Annotated in this window: 16 protein-coding genes and 1 tRNA gene; 6 read left to right on the top strand and 11 right to left on the bottom strand. The window is 63.2% G+C overall.

All coding sequences use genetic code 11. The annotated features are described in order from the left end of the window. Positions 1-15: 15 nt before the first annotated feature. The 7 genes from EB233_RS17825 to EB233_RS17795 all read right to left on the bottom strand — a co-directional run bounded on the left by EB233_RS17825 (position 16) and on the right by EB233_RS17795 (position 8,524). Positions 16-894 (bottom strand): SMP-30/gluconolactonase/LRE family protein, encoded by an 879-nt coding sequence (locus tag EB233_RS17825; RefSeq protein WP_064988460.1) that lies wholly within the window; start codon positions 892-894, stop codon positions 16-18. A gap of 51 nt (positions 895-945) precedes the next feature. Next, the gene (gene kce, locus EB233_RS17820; RefSeq protein WP_064988459.1) at positions 946-1,908 is read right to left on the bottom strand and encodes a 3,5-dioxohexanoate:acetyl-CoA acetone transferase; all 963 of its coding nucleotides are present in this window, start codon (positions 1,906-1,908) and stop codon (positions 946-948) included. Then, complete coding sequence (locus EB233_RS17815; protein WP_064988458.1) at positions 1,905-2,852, bottom strand: 3-hydroxyacyl-CoA dehydrogenase; 948 nt, start codon at positions 2,850-2,852, stop codon at positions 1,905-1,907. Before EB233_RS17815 ends, kce begins: the two co-directional genes overlap by 4 nt. A 10-nt stretch (positions 2,853-2,862) precedes the next feature. Continuing rightward, complete coding sequence (locus EB233_RS17810; RefSeq protein ID WP_064988457.1) at positions 2,863-3,669, bottom strand: SDR family oxidoreductase; 807 nt, start codon at positions 3,667-3,669, stop codon at positions 2,863-2,865. Positions 3,670-3,682: 13 nt separating this feature from the next. Beyond that, positions 3,683-5,764, bottom strand: coding sequence for an ABC transporter permease subunit (locus tag EB233_RS17805; RefSeq protein WP_064988456.1), 2,082 nt, complete (start codon positions 5,762-5,764; stop codon positions 3,683-3,685). After that, positions 5,761-7,293 (bottom strand): sugar ABC transporter ATP-binding protein, encoded by a 1,533-nt coding sequence (locus EB233_RS17800; RefSeq protein WP_064988455.1) that lies wholly within the window; start codon positions 7,291-7,293, stop codon positions 5,761-5,763. The genes EB233_RS17805 and EB233_RS17800 overlap by 4 nt, the downstream gene beginning before the upstream one ends. A gap of 103 nt (positions 7,294-7,396) precedes the next feature. Beyond that, positions 7,397-8,524, bottom strand: a complete 1,128-nt coding sequence (locus EB233_RS17795; protein WP_064988454.1) for a sugar ABC transporter substrate-binding protein — start codon at positions 8,522-8,524, stop codon at positions 7,397-7,399. Between the two features lie 220 nt (positions 8,525-8,744). Between EB233_RS17795 and EB233_RS17790 the strand changes: the two genes are divergently transcribed. Both EB233_RS17790 and EB233_RS17785 read left to right on the top strand, forming a co-directional pair. Further along, the gene (locus EB233_RS17790) at positions 8,745-9,425 is read left to right on the top strand and encodes a GntR family transcriptional regulator (RefSeq protein ID WP_064988453.1); all 681 of its coding nucleotides are present in this window, start codon (positions 8,745-8,747) and stop codon (positions 9,423-9,425) included. 19 nt (positions 9,426-9,444) lie between these two features. Continuing rightward, positions 9,445-9,705, top strand: a complete 261-nt coding sequence (locus EB233_RS17785) for a hypothetical protein (RefSeq protein ID WP_155765297.1) — start codon at positions 9,445-9,447, stop codon at positions 9,703-9,705. Between the two features lie 16 nt (positions 9,706-9,721). On the opposite strand, the gene EB233_RS17780 is transcribed toward EB233_RS17785, so the two are convergent. Continuing rightward, positions 9,722-10,246, bottom strand: a complete 525-nt coding sequence (locus EB233_RS17780; protein ID WP_064988826.1) for a hypothetical protein — start codon at positions 10,244-10,246, stop codon at positions 9,722-9,724. Between the two features lie 160 nt (positions 10,247-10,406). Further along, positions 10,407-11,885: a trigger factor gene (gene tig, locus EB233_RS17775; RefSeq protein ID WP_064988451.1), complete on the bottom strand. Its 1,479-nt coding sequence runs from the start codon at positions 11,883-11,885 to the stop codon at positions 10,407-10,409. A 359-nt stretch (positions 11,886-12,244) separates the two neighbouring features. Here tig and EB233_RS17770 point away from each other — a divergent pair. After that, positions 12,245-12,327 (top strand) — tRNA-Leu (locus EB233_RS17770). Between the two features lie 114 nt (positions 12,328-12,441). Here the strand turns inward: EB233_RS17770 and EB233_RS17765 are convergent. Further along, positions 12,442-13,026: a GDYXXLXY domain-containing protein gene (locus tag EB233_RS17765; RefSeq protein WP_064988450.1), complete on the bottom strand. Its 585-nt coding sequence runs from the start codon at positions 13,024-13,026 to the stop codon at positions 12,442-12,444. Next, positions 13,023-14,141, bottom strand: coding sequence for a DUF2157 domain-containing protein (locus tag EB233_RS17760; RefSeq protein ID WP_064988449.1), 1,119 nt, complete (start codon positions 14,139-14,141; stop codon positions 13,023-13,025). Before EB233_RS17760 ends, EB233_RS17765 begins: the two co-directional genes overlap by 4 nt. 235 nt (positions 14,142-14,376) lie before the next feature. On the opposite strand from EB233_RS17760, the gene EB233_RS17755 reads away from it, so the two are divergent. The 3 genes from EB233_RS17755 (at position 14,377) to trmFO (ending at position 16,682) form a co-directional block, all read left to right on the top strand. Next, the gene (locus EB233_RS17755; protein ID WP_013531315.1) at positions 14,377-14,517 is read left to right on the top strand and encodes a DUF1127 domain-containing protein; all 141 of its coding nucleotides are present in this window, start codon (positions 14,377-14,379) and stop codon (positions 14,515-14,517) included. 49 nt (positions 14,518-14,566) lie between these two features. Next, on the top strand, positions 14,567-14,707 hold the full coding sequence (locus tag EB233_RS17750) for a DUF1127 domain-containing protein (RefSeq protein ID WP_013895120.1): 141 nt from the start codon (positions 14,567-14,569) through the stop codon (positions 14,705-14,707). A gap of 565 nt (positions 14,708-15,272) precedes the next feature. Then, the gene (gene trmFO / locus EB233_RS17745; protein ID WP_027052128.1) at positions 15,273-16,682 is read left to right on the top strand and encodes a methylenetetrahydrofolate--tRNA-(uracil(54)-C(5))-methyltransferase (FADH(2)-oxidizing) TrmFO; all 1,410 of its coding nucleotides are present in this window, start codon (positions 15,273-15,275) and stop codon (positions 16,680-16,682) included. The last annotated feature ends 21 nt before the right edge of the window (positions 16,683-16,703 follow it).

Raw genomic sequence — 16,703 nt, 5'->3', positions numbered from 1 at the left:
CGCAGTGGGCTGAAGTCACCCGCCAAATCGCGGCTCGGGAACACCGGTCACGCCGAGGTCGGTGATGGCGAACAGGCTGCCGCGCAGGACGCCGTCGCTGGGAAAGCGCGGCAGCGGCGGCTTGGCCATCGAGGTGACATAGAGCGTGTCGAGCTTCGGCCCGCCGAACATGACGCTGGTGATCTTCTTCACCGGCATGTCGATGATGCGATCGACGCTGCCGTCAGGCGCATAGCGCACCAGCCGGCCGTCATAGACCAGCGCGTTCCACAGATATCCCTGCGAATCGACGGTCGAGCCATCGGCTGCACCGCCCTTGCTGGTGTCGACACGCACGAAGGTGCGGCGGTTGGTGGCGGCCCCCGTGGCGATGTCGTAGTCGTAAGCCCAGATCTCACCGGTCCAGGTGTCGGCGAAATAGAAGGTTCGGTCGTCGGGGCTCCAGCACGGACCATTGGAGCAGATGATGCCGGAATCGATCTTTTTAACCGAGAAATCCGGATCGAGCCGGTAGAGCCCGCCTGAAGGCCCCTCCTCCATCGTGTCCATGGAGCCGGCGAAAAAACGTCCGCGCCGGTCGACCTTGCCGTCATTGAGCCGGTTCATCGGCCTGTCCGGTTCCGGATCGTGGATCAGCGTCACTTCGCCGGTGGCGAAATCGAGCAGATGGAAGCCGCGCTGCAGCGATACGACGGCGCCACTGCCGTCCTTGAGCAGCGCCATCGAGCCGATCTTCATCGGCACGTCCCAGGAGCGGATTTCACGCCCGTCGGCCGTGGCGCGGAACACGCGCCCGTCGAAACTGTCGATCCAGTAAAGCCGCTCCTGTTCGACGTCCCACAGCGGGCCTTCACCCAGTGTCGTCTTCACGTCCACCACGACCTCGATCTTCATGCCATCCTCCTCATCTATTCGATATCGGCGCAGCGATTTGGTCTGGCCGTGTCAGAAGGCGACCTTGTCGCCGCCCTTCAGGGACAGGATCTCGCGCGCCTCGTCCGGCGTCGCCACCTCCATGCCAAGTCCCTCGATGATCTTGCGCGCCAGCACGACCTGCTCGGCGTTCGACTTGGCGAGCTTGCCCTTCCCGGCCCATAGGCTGTCCTCCAAGCCGACGCGGATGTTGCCGCCGAGGGCTGCCGATTGCGCGGCGATGCGCAACTGGCTGGCGCCGGCGCCGAGCACCGACCAGCGGAACTGGTCGCCGAACAGCCGGTCGGCGGTTCGCTTCATATGGGCGACGTCCTCTGGATGGGTACCGATGCCGCCAAGCAGGCCGAACACCGACTGCACGAAGAACGGCGGCTTCACCAGCCCGCGGTCGGCGAAATGGGCGAGGTTGTAGAGGTGGGCGATGTCGTAGCACTCGAACTCGAAGCGCGTGCCATTGTCGTAGCAAGTCGCTAGAATATACTCGATGTCCTTGAACGAATTGCGGAAGACGAGGTCGCGCGTCGCCTCCAGATGCGGCTTTTCCCAGTCGAACTTGAAGGTCTCGTATTTGTCAGCAAGGTGATAGAGCCCGAAATTGATCGAGCCCATGTTGAGCGAAGCCACTTCCGGCTTGAACTGGGCGGCCGGGCGCACGCGCTCCTCGACCTTCATGTAGGGGCTGCCGCCTGTGGTGATGTTGATGGCGGCATCGGTGCCTTGCTTGACACGCGGCAGGAAGCGGGCAAAGGCCTCCGGCGTCTGGTCGGGCTTGCCGGTCTCCGGGTCGCGCGCGTGCAGGTGCAGGATCGCGGCACCGGCCTCCGCCGCCGCGATCGCCTCCGAAGCGATCTGATCCGGCGTGATCGGCAGATAGGGCGACATGGTCGGCGTGTGGATGGCACCCGTCACCGCGCAGGTGATGATGACCTTGCCCCTGGCCGCCGACGCGCCTGATTTGCGGCTGGTTTCTTTCATTGTCCGAACTCCTGATCCGATTTCTTCTTGTGAGCCGCCAGCGCCATCAGCCGGCGATCCCGCCATACCTGCCGCTCACCGAGCCCATCTCTCGGCAAGCGCTTGCTGCGTTCGGCCTCGACGGTTTTCATGACCTCGCCCGCCCAGTCGACCCGGCGCAGCATCTGCGGGAAGATGTTGGAATAGATGCCCTGGTAGCGGTCGACATAATCGCGGACGCCGCCGGGCGCGTTGAGGTCGATGGTCTCGAACGGTCCCATGAACGACCAGCGCAGCGCCAGCCCGTCACGGATGCCGATATCGACGTCCTCGACGCTGGCGTAGCCGTCGGCGACAAGCCGGAAGGCCTCCTCCAGCAAGGCGCCTTGCAGCCGGTTCATGATGAAACCGTCGAGTTCGCGCTTCATCACCAGCGGCGCATGGCCGGCATCGATGAGGAAGGCGCGCGTCCTTTCCAGCGTCTCGGCCGATGTCCACGGCGCCGGCACCACCTCGGCCGCCGGAATGAGATAGGGCGGGTTGATGGGATGCACGACCAGGCAGCGGTGCCGCCCTTGCAGATGGTCGGTGAATTTCGACGGCAACAGCGCCGAGGTGGAACTGGCAATGACCGTTTCAGTGCCTGCAAGGCTATCGATCAGCGGAAACACCTTCCGCTTGACGTCGAGGTTTTCAGGCGTGTTCTCCTGGACATGGACCGCACCGGACAAGGCCTCCTCCAGCTCGGCGGCGATGGCGATGCGGCCAAGCACGGTGTCGACGGACTGCCCGCGCAGCAGGTCGTTTCCGGCCAGATCGCCGAGCACGCCTTCTATGTAATCGCGGGCGCCACCCGTTGCGGCGGGCGACTGGTCCCACATGCGCACCTCATGGCCGGCGCGGGCGAAGCTGATCGCCCAGGCCCGCCCGATGAACCCGCTCCCGACAATCGCGACATTGGCCATGGATCGTTCCTCAAAGTGTTTCGACGTTGCCGTCGACGCCGAGGGACTGCCCCGAAATGTTGATGCCGGCGTCCGACAACAGAAACGCCACCATAGAGGCCACGTCATAAGGACTGGTCATGCGGCGCAGCGAGATGTTCTGCAGATAGCGTCCGGTCATCTCCTCGTGGCTGATGCCGACCTGTTTGGCGCGTGCCGAGATGACGCCCTCTATGCGTGGCCCCTCGATAATGCCGGGCAGGATGGCGTTGACCCTGATGCCGTGCGGTCCAAGCTCCTTGGCAAGGCTCTGCGTGAAGCCGATGACACCGAACTTGGCCGCCGAATAGGGCGTGCGGAACGCGTAGCCATGGCGTCCGGCCGCCGACGACATCGACACGATCGAGCCGCCGCCGGCCGCCTTGATCAGCGGCACGGCGCGCCGCGCGCAGAGGAACTGTCCGGTGAGGCAGATGTCGATGCAGCGCCGCCAATCATCCGGCTCGATCTCGTCGACGCCGCCGGTCGGTCCGGCAATGCCGGCATTGTTGATCAGCGCGTCAAGGCCGCCGAGTTTTTTCTCGACCGCCTCGAACAGCCGATCAACGTCATCATCACGTGAGACGTCCGCCTTGACCGCCGCGACCAGTTCGATCTTGCCCGGAGCCGCGGCCAGCGCCTCTTCGGAAATGTCGCAGACGACGATGCGGGCGCCGAGCCGCGACAGCGTATCGGCGATGGCAAAGCCGATGCCGCCGGCGCCCGCCGTCACCAGCACGCGCTGTCCTTTCAACCCGGCCAGAAATTCGTCCGCCGTTTCGGGTGCTTTTGCGCTCATCGTCCAGTCCTTTTCATTGCAGCCGCCGTTCGCGCAGCGCCATGACGGCGCCCAGAACGACCAATCCGTAAAGAATTGCCCTTGTCGCGTAGGGCAGCGTGGTGCCGGCCAGCAGCATCTGCAGCGCGGTCAAAAGCATCACGCCGCCGAGCATGCCGAGATAGTGGCCGCGTCCACCGGTGATCAGCGCGCCGCCGACCACCACGACCGCGATCGACGGCAAGAGATAGTCATCGCCCATGCCGAGGCTGGCCTGGCCTGAAAAGCCGGTCAGCATGATGCCGACAACAGCCGCACAAACGGCCGACAGCATGTAGACCAGGATCAGCGTGCGCTCGACGTTGATCCCGGACAGGCGCGCCGCGCGTAGCCCATTGCCGATACCGTAGACCCGACGTCCGAACGGCGTGCGTCCAAGCAGCAGCACCGCCAAGACGACGAAGACGACCATCAGCAGGACGATCGGCGTCACGAAACCGAGCCTGGCGGTCATGAACCAGCGCAGCATCGGCGAAGAAAAACCGGCAGGGGTTCCCTGCGAATAGATCAGCGCGAAGCCTTGCAGGATGCCGTTGGTGGCCAGCGTCATGACGATCGGCGAGATGCCGAGATAAGCGATACCGAAGCCGTTGGCGAAACCGATGGCGCAAGCCAACACCAGCGCGACAGGCAAGGCGTAGAGCAGCGCCGCATCGGAGCCATTGACCATGCCGGCCAGGATGATGCCGGAAATGCCGATCGTCCACGGCACGGACAGATCGAGCCCGCCGGTCAGGATGACCGTTCCCTGCCCCAGCGCCAGCACCGCGAGGAAAGACGACAGCACCAGCAGCGAGTTCCAGTAACCCGGATTGAGGATGGCGCGGCCAAGCCAGATCTGGGTAACGATGACGATGACGACCAGGCACACATAGGCGGGCAGCGCATAGCGCAGGGTCTCGGCGTTGCGCAGACGGAAGGCCGGGGGTGGTGATGCCGGACCGCGCTGGCCGTCCGGGGTTCCGGCAAGTTTCAGCCGGCGGTCGACCGCCTCGATCTGTGAGGGTAATATTCCGGCGCGCCAGGCGGCAAGCCGTGCGCGGGCCGCGCGCAGTTGCACGGCAAGCACCGATGCGTGGGACAGGGATCCGGCAAGAGCTGCCAGCACCAGGATGGTGCCTTCCGCGATGGTCGAATAGTAAGCCGACACATTGAGCACCAGCAGGATATTCACCACCATCATCAGGATATAGGCGCCGAAGACGGTGCCCACCGGACCACCCTGCCCGCCGCCAAGGCGCGTTCCGCCGACGACGACCGCCGCGAACATCGACAAAAGCAGGGGATTGCCGACCAGCGGGTCGGCGCTGCCAGTTTGCGCGCTGATGAACACGCCGGCAAGGCCGTAGCAGCCGCCGGCGATCACGTAGACGGCAAAGCGCACCAGCACCACATTGATGCCGACGGCGGCGGCCGAATCCGGATCGCTGCCGACGGCATAGAGCGCCGTGCCGAAACGGGTTCCCTTCAGCCAGAACCAGGCGAGCAGGACGACGCCGATCACCACCAGCGGCATTGGCAGCCAGCCGGTGATCGCATCGCCGAGGTAGAAGGTGCCGAGATCGGGCGAGACGAAACCGCCGGGCTTGTCCATCACCAGCAGTGTCACGCCTTGCAGGATGAACATGGTGGAGAGCGTCACCACGATCGGCTGCATGCGCAGCACCGCGATAAAGAAACCGTTGAAGGCGCCGACCGCCATGCCGACGCCGATGCCGACGGCCGTCCACAAAAGGATGCTTGCGCCTGGCGCCATCGGGTCCATGCTCGATGCCAGCACGACATTGACCAGCGAGATCACCGCGCCGGCGGACAGATCGAAGCCGCCCGACAGGATGACGATGGTCTGGCCGATCGCCGCCAGCGCCGAGGTCGCACCGCCGCTCGACAGGAACGATACATCGAAATAGGTCAGCGGCCCGGCGCTGATCCAGTCGACGATGAAAAGCAGGATCGCAAGCACGGCAGCTGCAATCAGCGCGCCGCGATTGCGCATCAGCGCGCGGCGCAGGCCGAAGCCGGCGGAAAAAGGTGTGAGGCCCGCTGCGCTGTTCATGCGGCGACTTCTCCGGCATGGCCGAGCGCCGGCCGCATGATGGCGGGCTCGGTGATGGCGTCGCCTTCTAGCTCGGCCGCGATGCGCCCGTCATAGAGAACCAGGACCCGGTCGCATTGGTGGACCAGTTCGGGAATTTCGGTCGAGTGCAGCAGGATAGAGCCGCCGGCGGCGACGTAGTTTCGCATCATCACATAGAGCTCATGCTTGGTACCGACATCGATGCCGCGCGTGGGATCGAACAGAAGCAGGATGCGGCTCTGCGCGACCAGCCATTTGGCGATGGCGATCTTCTGCTGGTTGCCGCCGGAAAATGCGCCGGCTCGCGTCCACAGCGCGCGGCGGTCGACCTCGACAGTAGCGAACGCCTCCTCGACGGAGCGGGTCTCGGCCGCGGCGTCGACAAGGCCGAAGCGAGTGAAGCGCGACACCACGGGCAGCGTGGCGTTCTGGCTGCCCGACAATTTCAGGAACAGGCCTTCGGATTTGCGATCCTCCGGCACCAGCCCGATCGCTATGTTGGGCCGCATCGCATCTGTGGGCGAGCCGAGCCAGACCTTACGGCCGTCGACGAGAACGTCGCCGCGGCTGATTTCGGCCATGCCGAAGCAGGCCAGGAACAGATCCTGCTGGCCCATGCCCTGCAGTCCGGCAATGCCGAGGATCTCCCCCCGGCGCAGGTCGAAGCTCGCGCCGTCGAGCTTGCGCCCGACCTTGAGGTCGCGCACGCCCAGCACCGGCGGCCCGAAGGCCTGGGCGCTGTCGGGCTTGGGCGGGAACGTCTGCTCGATGCTGCGGCCGATGATCTTTTCGATGACGTCGGCATCCGAGATATCGCCAACCGGTGCGGTGACGATGTGTCGGCCATTTCGCAGGATGGTCAGCGTGTCACAAAAGGCGCGTACCTCGCGCATGCGATGAGTGATGAAGACGATGGTCGTGCCAGTCGCTTTCAGCTTGGCGATGATGTCACCCAGCCAGTCGACGTCGCGGCCGGCAAGCGTCGAGGTCGGCTCGTCGAGCAAAAGGATGCGCGGCTTGCGGTAGACGGCGCGCGCGATCTCGATCTTCTGGCGCACCGAAAGTTCGAGTTCGCCGACCTCGGCATCGAGATCGACAAAAAAGCCGAGCTCGTCGATATGCCGGCGGACAGCCTTGCGCGCGGCCGTGCGGCGGATCAGGCCGGAGACGCCGACTGGGGCATAGGGCAGCAGCATGTTGTCGAGGACGGAGAGATCGCGCACCAGGGTCATCTCCTGGAACGCCGTCTGCACGCCGAGCGCATGAGCCGCGCGCGGCGCGCCATAAGCGATCTCCTTGCCGAAGACGCGGACATGGCCTTCGCTCGGCCGCACCAGCCCGGACAGCAATTTCACCAGCGTCGACTTGCCGGCGCCGTTTTCGCCCAGCAATGCATGAACGCTGCCGGGCGCGATCTTGAACGACACGCCATCCAGCGCGACGGTCGGGCCGAACGCTTTGCCGATGCCGTCGATCTCGACGGCGGGGAGCGCGGAATGGTCTGTCATATCCTCGATCACAGGCTGAGCACTTTTGGACACCACGCATGAGCGCGGATCGACGATGCACGGAAAAGGGCTCCGTGCATCGTCATGATTTGCCTTGGGAGGCTCAGTTCTCCGGTTGGCCAACCAGGGCGGCGTTGAGGCCGACCTCGGGCGTCTGGTCCGAAAAGATCGACGCGAACCAGCCGGGATTGGAGACCAGCGACGGCTTGAAGGCGTTGCAGCCGGCCTTCATCTCCGCCCAGGTGCCTTCATCGCACAGCTTGATAGTCTCGTTGGTGACGATCGGCAGCGGCAGGATCGTGGTCTTCGGCACGTCCTTGCCTTCGACCGCCTCGACGGCGAGCTTCAGCGCCAGCGCACCGGAATAAGGCGGCGAGGCATAGGAGATACGTTGGGCGCCTGCCGGTGCATAGGGTGGCGCGGCGCCTTCGACCTCGGTTCCCTCAGGCAGCATCTGGATACGGCCGCCATTGGAGCCTTCGCCGGCGCAAGGCAGGAGTTCGCTGGCCTTCTTGCCGGCCTCGAGTTGCATCGAATTGGCGGTGAAGCAGCCGACCTGCATCCACAGCCCGTTTATATCGCCCCAGCTGCGCGTGGCGAGGATCTTGGAGAGTTCGGTGCGGGCGACCGCCTGACTCCACATGCCGACGGCCTCGCCGACAATCTTGATGTCGGGATACTTGGCGAAAACTTCCTTGGCGGCCTTTGTGCGCTGATCGTCGACGGATGTGCCGGGAACACCGGTGATGGCGATGATGTTGCCCTTGCCGTTGAGCTTCTTGACCAGCCATTCGGCGGTCACCCTGCCCGCCTCCAGCTGATCGATATGGACATTGTAGGCGCAAGGCTCGGTGATTTCGGCGTCGTAGGCGAAGACCTTCACCCCCTTGTCGCAGGCATTCTTCACCACCTGGTTGAGCGCGGTCGGCGAGATCGGATAGACGACGATCGCTTCGGCACCGCTTTGCACCATGGCATTGATCTGCTGGATCTGGCGTTGGGCGTTGGGCCCGGCGACCTGGACCTGCAGGTCGACCTTGTCGGAAAGGCTCTTATGCGCGGCCATGGCCTTGACCATGTTTGCCGCCTCGGCCTGCCAGTCATTACCGATATAGCTCATGCTGAGAAAGATCTTGTGCTTTCCGGCTGCCTCGGCGGCCGAGATACCAAAGGCGCAAGCGGCCATGCCGGCCAGCAGCGCGAGCCGCCGGACTTTCGATCCGATACCCATGTGAATTCCTCCCGATACGAACGACCGAATGCCTCCCAAGGGCACGAGACGTGGCCCTTGCCATTCGATATCGATGACCGTATCAGCATTTGATCAAAGATCAATGATAAAATACCTTGACCACAAAGCGACAGGCGCCGACGCTTGACGCGACAGCCGGAACCCTGCATTCCGGATACGGATTGACGCGCATGCCTTTGCGCGGAAAGGTTGACGGGAAATGGCCGGAGCGGCGTTCAGGAAGCCTGGTGTCGAGATCGTGCCCCTGTCGAGGGAGACCTTGCAGGACAGGGTCTATCGCCATGTCACCGAGTTGATCCTCGACGGCAGCATCGTGCCTGGCGAGATGGTGACGGTGCAAAGCCTGGCCGACGCCTTCGGGGTCAGTCCGATGCCGGTCAGGGAGGCGTTGCGACGGCTGACCGCGGCCAACGCCTTGATGGTCGTTTCAGGCCGCTCGATCGGCATTCCCGCACTCAGCCGCGCGCGCCTCGTCGATCTGAGGAACGTCCGCTTCGAGATCGAAGCGATCGCCGCCGCCTGGGCGGCCGAGCGCATCGACGATCATGGCATCGCGCAGCTCGGCCAGCATCTGGCCGCTCTCGAACAGGCCAATGCGGCAGGGGACGTCAAGTCCTATCTGCGCGCCAACTACGCCTTTCACTTCTCCATCTACCGGGCGGCGGGCTCGGAAAACATCCTGAACATCATCGAGAACCTGTGGCTGCAGATCAGCCCCTATTTCAACATGCTGCATGATTCCGGAAACTATTCGACCGCCAACGAGCACCACCAGAAGATGTTCGCGGCGCTGCGCAACCGCGACACCGAAGCCGTCCGCCAGGCGGTTCGCGCCGATATCGACGCCGCCTTCGACGTCCTGGTCGCCCTGCTGAAATAGGCTGCGAAGCCGGCGAAAATTGGCTGGCGCCTCCGGTCACATTCTCCTCGAGCACGGTTCGGAATTCCCGCTCGACGATCATTGCGGCATGGACGAGATCCGAGCTCTGTTTCTGACCATGTCGAGGCTGAAGGTCGCCATCTATGGCTTTACCAGCCAGGGCTTCGCCATCGCCCTTGACTTCACCAAATACCTCACGGATTGGATCGTCCGCGATGAAAAACCGCAAGCGCTGGAAGTCATTTCGGGAAAACGGTTCCGGGGATCAATCTTCAACTGAGCGCCACGAACTGCGATCAGGGCGGGTCCGTCCGGCAAGTCCCGGCGATCTTATCCACCGCCTCATCGAGCCCGGCAAGGTCGAAATCGGCCCGGCCGCGGCCTGATAACAAACCGAACCGCCAGGAAAGCGACAGCCGGCTTGCGGGAACAAGGCGCTTGATGCCGTCGGCGCCGTCGCGCACCAGCATTCGGCCGCGCGACCCGACCGACCAGCTCTCGTCGAACTTGCCGGCGCGGTCGACGGTGACTGACATGGTGATCTTGCGGCTGGCCGAAACCCCGTCATTCAATTGCAGCCATTCGGTCCAGCGCGGTTCGCCGTCTGCCCGGCAGGCAATGGTCAGCACCGGGCTGTAGCCCAGGGCGCCGCCACCCGTGATCAGTTTGTTGGTGCCATGCAGCGAGGCCGTGACGAGACCATTGTCGTCAGTGCCGAAGCGCCACTCGCCGGCAAGCGCGTCGGCTTGGGCGACATCACAGGTGAAGGCCAGAATGAGCGCCAAGGCGACGGCACGCCCCGTTTCGAAGAATAGGCTCAACGCCCCCTCCAGGAACCACACGGTTGCAGCAGCGCAAATAGTGATCAACGCCATCTATCGCCAAGTGCCGCTTTCCGCAAAGCGAATCCGCTGTTGCAGTTTCGCAACGAAAAAGGCCGCCTCAAGGGCGGCCTTCGTCGATTCCATCAACCACGAGAACTTATTGGGCGTCCTTGGCGGCCTTTTTCTTCGGCGCGGCCTTTTTCTTCGGCTCTTCCGCCTCGTCCTCGCCCGCCTTGGCTTCAGCCTTCTTGGCCGCGGCCTTCTTCGACGGCTTCGCCTTGGTCGTGGTTTCCGCTTCCTCGTCGTCGGCCATCAGCTCTTCCTTGCTGACCTTGACGTCGGTGACCGAGATCTGGCCGAGCAGATGGTCTACCACCTTCTCCTCGAACATCGGTGCGCGCAGCGCGTTCAGCGCCTCGGGGTTGTTGCGGTAAAACTCGAAAGCTTCCTGTTGCTGGTTGGCCGGGAAGCGGCGAACCTGCTCGAACAGGCCGCGCTGCAGTTCTTCGTCCGACACGGTGACACCGGCTTTCTCGCCGATCTCGGCCAGCACCAGGCCGAGACGCACGCGACGCTCGGCAAGGCGCAGATATTCAGCGCGGGCTTCTTCCTCTGTCGTCTCTTCGTCGGCGAAGGTGCGGCCGGCCGCTTCCAGGTCACGATTGACCTGCGCCCAGATGTTGTTGAACTCGGCTTCAATGAGCTTCGATGGCGCCTCGAACGAATAGGCCGCATCGAGCTGGTCGAGCAGCTGGCGCTTGACCTTCTGGCGCGTCATCGAGCCGAACTGGTTCTCGATCTGGCCGCGCACGATCTCACGCAGCCGCTCCAGCGATTCCAGGCCGAGGTTCTTGGCGGTCTCGTCGTTGATCTCCAGTTCGCCGGGCTTCGACACTTCCTTGACGGTGACGTCGAAGGTGGCTTCCTTGCCGGCCAGATGAGCCGCTTGGTAGTTTTCCGGGAAAGTCACGGTGACCTGCTTTTCGTCGCCGGCCTTGGCGCCGATGAGCTGATCCTCGAAGCCCGGAATGAACTCCTTGGAGCCCAGCACCAGCGGCTGGTCGGTGCCGGCGCCGCCGGCAAAGGCCTCGCCGTCGATCTTGCCGACATAGTCGATGCTGACGCGGTCGCCTTCGGCGGCTTTGCCCGTCTTCGGCTCGTAGCTGCGCGCGGATTCGGCGACGCGCTTCACCTGATCGTCGATCTCGGCATCAGGCACGTCGAACACCTGACGCGTCACCTTGATGTCGGAGAAGTCCTTGATCTCGATCGCCGGAATGATCTCGTAGTTGAGACGGAACTCGAAGTCGGTGCCGCCGGCCAGGATCTTCTCCGCTTCCTTCTCGTCCTCGGTCATGATGACTTCGGGCTGCATGGCGGCTTTTTCGCCGCGACCGGTAATGATCGAACGGGTCGAATCGTTGAGGATCTCGTTGACGACTTCGGCCATGAACGACTTGCCGTAGACCTTGCGCAGGTGCTGCACCGGAACCTTGCCCGGCCGGAAGCCGTTGATGCGGACCTTGTCGCGGGCGTCCGATAGCCGCGCCATCAGCTTGGCTTCCATGTCACCCGCCGGCACGGTGATCTTGATCTCGCGCTTGAGACCGGAGTTGAGCGTTTCGGTGACCTGCATCGTAAAACCTTTGTTTTCACCAATGAGACTGCCACGGCCTCTGCCGTTTACAGCCTGCCGGTATAATCTTGCCGGGAATGGCTTTTGGTACGGAACCTGGCGATTTGACCGAAATTACGGCTCAAACTCTCCCACACTGCGTTCCAAAATGTGAATAAGTTCTTGTTTTTCCTACTTCTTATCACATTCTGCAGAAGCGGATCGTCGCGTCCCGTCACATTTGACACGCCTTTTGTCACAGGCGAGGCCAATTTTCAACAGTCTTCGCGTTTAGGCGAATAACCAACATTCCGGCTTCGATCCGACATCTTGTCCGTGACATTGACAGAATGATGGCTACATGGGATTGGCCGGGTAACGCGGGTATGGCGGAACTGGTAGACGCACCAGATTTAGGTTCTGGCGAGAGATCGTGGGGGTTCGAGTCCCTCTACCCGCACCACCCTTCGCTCTGACGAGCTTCGGGTGGCAGGCCACCTGAGGCTCGTCAGAGCGAAGGGTGTCCTCCGAAGCCTCGGCGAAGGAGGGCTGGCGCCAGCCAAACTCCCCCCAATTCCTAATACAGCGGCTCCTCGAACAGCGTCTTGTCGCCGTCGACCAGCGCCTTGATCTGAGCGGTGCCGTCGCTGGCGAGCGCCAGCCTTATCCCGAACGGACGCACCCGCATGTCGTTCTGGATCGTCATACCCTCGCCTTCCGGTAGATAGAAGCGCTCGATGCCGTAGTCCGGCGCGATCGTCATGCCCTCGCTGCGCAGATCCCAACCCGCGGCGACATGGCCCAAAATATCCGCCTCATCCGCGGCGGCGGGCGTCGGCGCCTTGCCGAACCATGCGGTGACCGGCGTCCAGTAACCGTCGGCGCCCTTCTTCAGGCGGACGACGATCGCGGTGTCGTCACTGGAGAACGTGCCAGCGGGAATATTGGCGATCATTTTCACCGGTATGCGCGAGATGTCGTAGCCAAGAGTGATATAGTCGCCGCGCAGCAGGTCGCGTGGATCGACGGGTTCGATCTTCAGCAGCACTTCCTTGCCGTTGCGCAGGATAGCCGCCCGGCCGGCGATGATCCAGCTCAGGAAGCCGATCTGGACGAGCGCCAGCACCAGCGCCGAGATCACAAGCCTCTTTCCCGTCATCATGCCGTGGCTCCCTCTGAAGCTGGACCCTTCATGCGTTTCTCGACGCGGATGATGATGATCGCCAGGATGCCGAGCAGCACGGCGGCGGCAAGGAAGAAGCCGGCCGTGTCGAGCATCGATTGCAAGGTCACTACATAGATCATGGCGAGTTCAAAGGCGAAGCCGAGATAGGCCAGCCAGCGCAGGCCACGGCTCTCCCGCCCAGCCAGCACGATTGCGGCAACAATGCCAGCCAGGGCGACGACCGATGCAATGGCGAAACCGCTGTTATAGGTGCTTTCATCGGCCAATTCGAACTGGATGATGGCGAGGCCGGTGAGAAAGCCGAGCAGTGCGTGCAGCGGCAGGCGGCCCCCGAGTTGCACGATCCTATCGACCGGTTCCGGCGCGAAGACGGCGGCAGCGAAGAGCATGGCGGAGACAATCACCAGCGGGATCGCCACCGGCAGCGTCGCGTGATTCCCGGCCAACAGCACGAGATAAAAGAGCAGCGACAGGATGATCAGATGCCGCGCCGGCTGGCTGCGGGTCCAGAACGAGACGACAAACAACACGATCGCCATGACGACGAAGGCATGCGGAAACGCGCTGCGGCTGTAATAATCGAACCCTTTGAGGAACAGCCAGGCGTCGGCGATGCCGACCGCCGCGACGGTCAGCGGATTCGACCGCAGCGCGACTGCCGCCAATGCCGTGCCGGCGCCCCACGTGATCAAGGCGGAAGCCTCGTCGCCCGACAAATGATACATCTGGCCGATCAGCGCGATCGAACCGCCGAAGGCAGCTGCCGCCACGATCCACAGGGCTTCGCCGATCGCCGAATGGTCGCGCGTCTTCAAGACCGCGCCGCCGACATAGCCGCCAAGGATGATGGCAAAGAGCGCGGCGACCCGCGCCAGCCGCGGAATCGCCTCCCAGTTGGCGGCGACGAAGATCAGGATGGCCGCGCCGAACAGCAGGGCCGCCATCATCGCCAGGATCGAACCGAAGCTGAGTGATTTGCGCGCGTTGGCCTCGACGTCACGCGTCAAGGTATCGGCCGTGGCGGCGTCGATCAGCCCTGCCTGCAGCCACCGCGCGATATCGGACCTGACCCGTGTCGAATAACCCGCCATGCCTTGCCTCCCCCGCTAGGTCGTTTTTTCAGCCGAACCAGCCAAACCGTTGACGTCACGGCACTTTCCGATTCTGGCTTCTTTGTGTCAGGTCCGTGAAGGCGCGTTAATGTTGCATTGCACAATTTGCATTGCTGCCATGCAGCCATAGCGCTTTTAAATCGATATGAGCCCGCCTATTTATGGTTCGTACACAAACGGAATGATCCGCAAGAAAGACGAAACGAGAACTACCATGAACCTGATCCGCAACTACCGCAACTGGCGCCGCTACCGGGACACCGTCTCCGAGCTGAGCCGCCTGAGCAACCGTGAACTGACCGACCTCGGCATCAGCCGCAGCGACATTCCTTACGTCGCTCGCAAGGCGGTCTAATCCTTCGGACCGCGAATGGTCCGAACAAGTTTCTGAAAAGAGAACGACAATGAACCTGATCCGCAACTATCGTAACTGGCGCGTATATCGCGAGACGGTTACCGAGCTGGGTCGCCTTTCGAACCGCCAGCTGCATGATCTCGGTATCGTCCGCGACGAAATCAAGATCGTCGCCCGCCGGGCTATCTAACGACGGAATTTCGCTGAGGTCGACCTCCTCCCCGACCTTAGCGAACGGTCAGCCCTTATCCTCCTCCCGAGGGTTGACCACCAAAACGGCGCTCGCCGCACCTCCTCCCGCGGCGGGCGCTGTTCTCCCGGGCGAGACTTCGTCCAAAAGGGTTTTGCCCCTTTTAAAAATGGCAAAAGAGATTTCGTCAAAGCCGACCTCCTCCCCGGCGATGACGAATAGGCCCGACCTTCACCTCCTCCCGAGGGTCAGCCAACCAAACGGCGCCCGCCGCACCTCCTCCCGCGGCGGGCGTTGTTTCCCCGGAGCGAATTTCGTTCCGAAAGGGTTTTGCCCCTTTCAAAAGATAGCAAAAGAGATTTCGTCAAAGCCGACCTCCTCCCCGGCGATGACGAATACGGTCGATCTTCACCTCCTCCCGAGGGTCGACCCCCAAAACGACACCCGCCGGACCTCCTCCCCCGGCGGGTGTTGTTGTTTTCCGGCAGGCTTTCCCGATCAGGCGTTTCTCGTTGTCGGCGCGCGACAATTGCAATCGCCGCGCCAAGCGATTATTCCGGCGCTCATGAGCAAAAATCCAATCCACATCATCGGCGGCGGTCTCGCCGGTTCCGAAGCCGCATGGCAGGCGGCACAAGCCGGCATTCCCGTTGTGCTGCATGAAATGCGCCCGGTTCGCGGCACCGATGCGCACAAGACCGATGGCCTGGCCGAACTCGTCTGTTCCAATTCCTTCCGCTCCGACGACGCCGAAAACAACGCGGTCGGCCTGCTGCATGCCGAAATGCGGCTCGCCGGATCGTTGATCATGAGCGCCGGCGACGCCAACCAAGTGCCGGCCGGCGGCGCGCTAGCCGTCGACCGCGACGGCTTCTCAGACGCCGTGACGAAAAAGCTCGAGGCCCACCCGCTGATCACCATCCAGCGCGAGGAAGTGCCGGGCCTGCCGCCAGCGGAGTGGGACCAGGCGATCATCGCCACCGGTCCGTTGACCGCGCCAGGGCTCGCCCAGTCGATCGCGGAAGCAACCGGCGCCGATGCGCTCGCCTTCTTCGATGCCATCGCACCGATCATCCATTTCGACACGATCGACATGGACACCTGCTGGTTCCAGTCGCGCTACGACAAGGTCGGGCCTGGCGGCACCGGCAAGGACTACATCAACTGTCCGATGGACAAGGAGCAGTACCTTGCCTTCGTGCAGGCGCTGGTCGACGGCCAGAAGACCGAATTCAAGCAATGGGAAGGCACGCCCTATTTCGACGGCTGCCTGCCGATCGAGATCATGGCCGAGCGCGGCGTCGAGACGCTGCGCTACGGGCCGATGAAGCCGATGGGCCTGACCAATGCGCACAATCCGACGGTCAAGGCCTATGCGGTCGTCCAGTTGCGGCAAGACAATGCGCTGGGCACGCTCTACAACATGGTCGGCTTCCAGACCAAGCTCAGGCATGCCGAGCAGGTCCGTGTCTTCCGCACCATTCCGGGCCTCGAAAACGCCGACTTCGCTCGGCTCGGCGGCCTGCACCGCAACACCTACATCAATTCGCCGACCTTGCTCGACGCGTCGCTGCAGTTGAAATCACGCCCCGGCCTGCGCTTCGCCGGGCAGATCACCGGCTGCGAAGGCTATGTCGAGAGCGCCGCGATCGGCCTGCTCGCCGGCCGCTTCGCCGCAGCCGAGCGGCTCGGCCATGCGCCATCGCTGCCGCCGCTGACCACGGCCTTTGGTGCCTTGCTCAACCACATCACGGGCGGGCACATCGTCTCCGACGATGAGCCGGGCAAACGCTCCTTCCAGCCGATGAATGTCAATTTCGGCCTGTTCCCACCGGTGGAAGCGGTGAAGATCGATGGCAAGCGCCTGCGTGGCAAGGACAAGACCGTTGCCAAAAGGCACGCAATCACCTCGCGCGCGCAGGCCGATTGCCGGCAATGGCTGGGGCTGCCGGCACAAGCCGAGGCGGCAGAATAGTCGATGGCAAAACGCTCCAGG

Origin of the sequence: Mesorhizobium erdmanii, from assembly GCF_013170725.1 — a bacterium.
GTDB lineage: Bacteria > Pseudomonadota > Alphaproteobacteria > Rhizobiales > Rhizobiaceae > Mesorhizobium > Mesorhizobium erdmanii.
The sequence above is the reverse complement of the archived record's forward strand: the minus strand, read 5'-3'. Positions and strand labels throughout refer to the sequence as shown.

What these genes read in the sequence shown, in the direction of transcription:
- EB233_RS17825 (WP_064988460.1), bottom strand. Translation starts at nt 894, where the DNA reads ATGAAGATCGAGGTCGTGGTGGACGTGAAGACGACACTGGGTGAAGGC.
- kce (WP_064988459.1), bottom strand. Translation starts at nt 1,908, where the DNA reads ATGAAAGAAACCAGCCGCAAATCAGGCGCGTCGGCGGCCAGGGGCAAG.
- EB233_RS17815 (WP_064988458.1), bottom strand. Translation starts at nt 2,852, where the DNA reads ATGGCCAATGTCGCGATTGTCGGGAGCGGGTTCATCGGGCGGGCCTGG.
- EB233_RS17810 (WP_064988457.1), bottom strand. Translation starts at nt 3,669, where the DNA reads ATGAGCGCAAAAGCACCCGAAACGGCGGACGAATTTCTGGCCGGGTTG.
- EB233_RS17805 (WP_064988456.1), bottom strand. Translation starts at nt 5,764, where the DNA reads ATGAACAGCGCAGCGGGCCTCACACCTTTTTCCGCCGGCTTCGGCCTG.
- EB233_RS17800 (WP_064988455.1), bottom strand. Translation starts at nt 7,293, where the DNA reads ATGACAGACCATTCCGCGCTCCCCGCCGTCGAGATCGACGGCATCGGC.
- EB233_RS17795 (WP_064988454.1), bottom strand. Translation starts at nt 8,524, where the DNA reads ATGGGTATCGGATCGAAAGTCCGGCGGCTCGCGCTGCTGGCCGGCATG.
- EB233_RS17790 (WP_064988453.1), top strand. Translation starts at nt 8,745, where the DNA reads ATGGCCGGAGCGGCGTTCAGGAAGCCTGGTGTCGAGATCGTGCCCCTG.
- tig (WP_064988451.1), bottom strand. Translation starts at nt 11,885, where the DNA reads ATGCAGGTCACCGAAACGCTCAACTCCGGTCTCAAGCGCGAGATCAAG.
- EB233_RS17765 (WP_064988450.1), bottom strand. Translation starts at nt 13,026, where the DNA reads ATGATGACGGGAAAGAGGCTTGTGATCTCGGCGCTGGTGCTGGCGCTC.
- EB233_RS17760 (WP_064988449.1), bottom strand. Translation starts at nt 14,141, where the DNA reads ATGGCGGGTTATTCGACACGGGTCAGGTCCGATATCGCGCGGTGGCTG.
- EB233_RS17755 (WP_013531315.1), top strand. Translation starts at nt 14,377, where the DNA reads ATGAACCTGATCCGCAACTACCGCAACTGGCGCCGCTACCGGGACACC.
- EB233_RS17750 (WP_013895120.1), top strand. Translation starts at nt 14,567, where the DNA reads ATGAACCTGATCCGCAACTATCGTAACTGGCGCGTATATCGCGAGACG.
- trmFO (WP_027052128.1), top strand. Translation starts at nt 15,273, where the DNA reads ATGAGCAAAAATCCAATCCACATCATCGGCGGCGGTCTCGCCGGTTCC.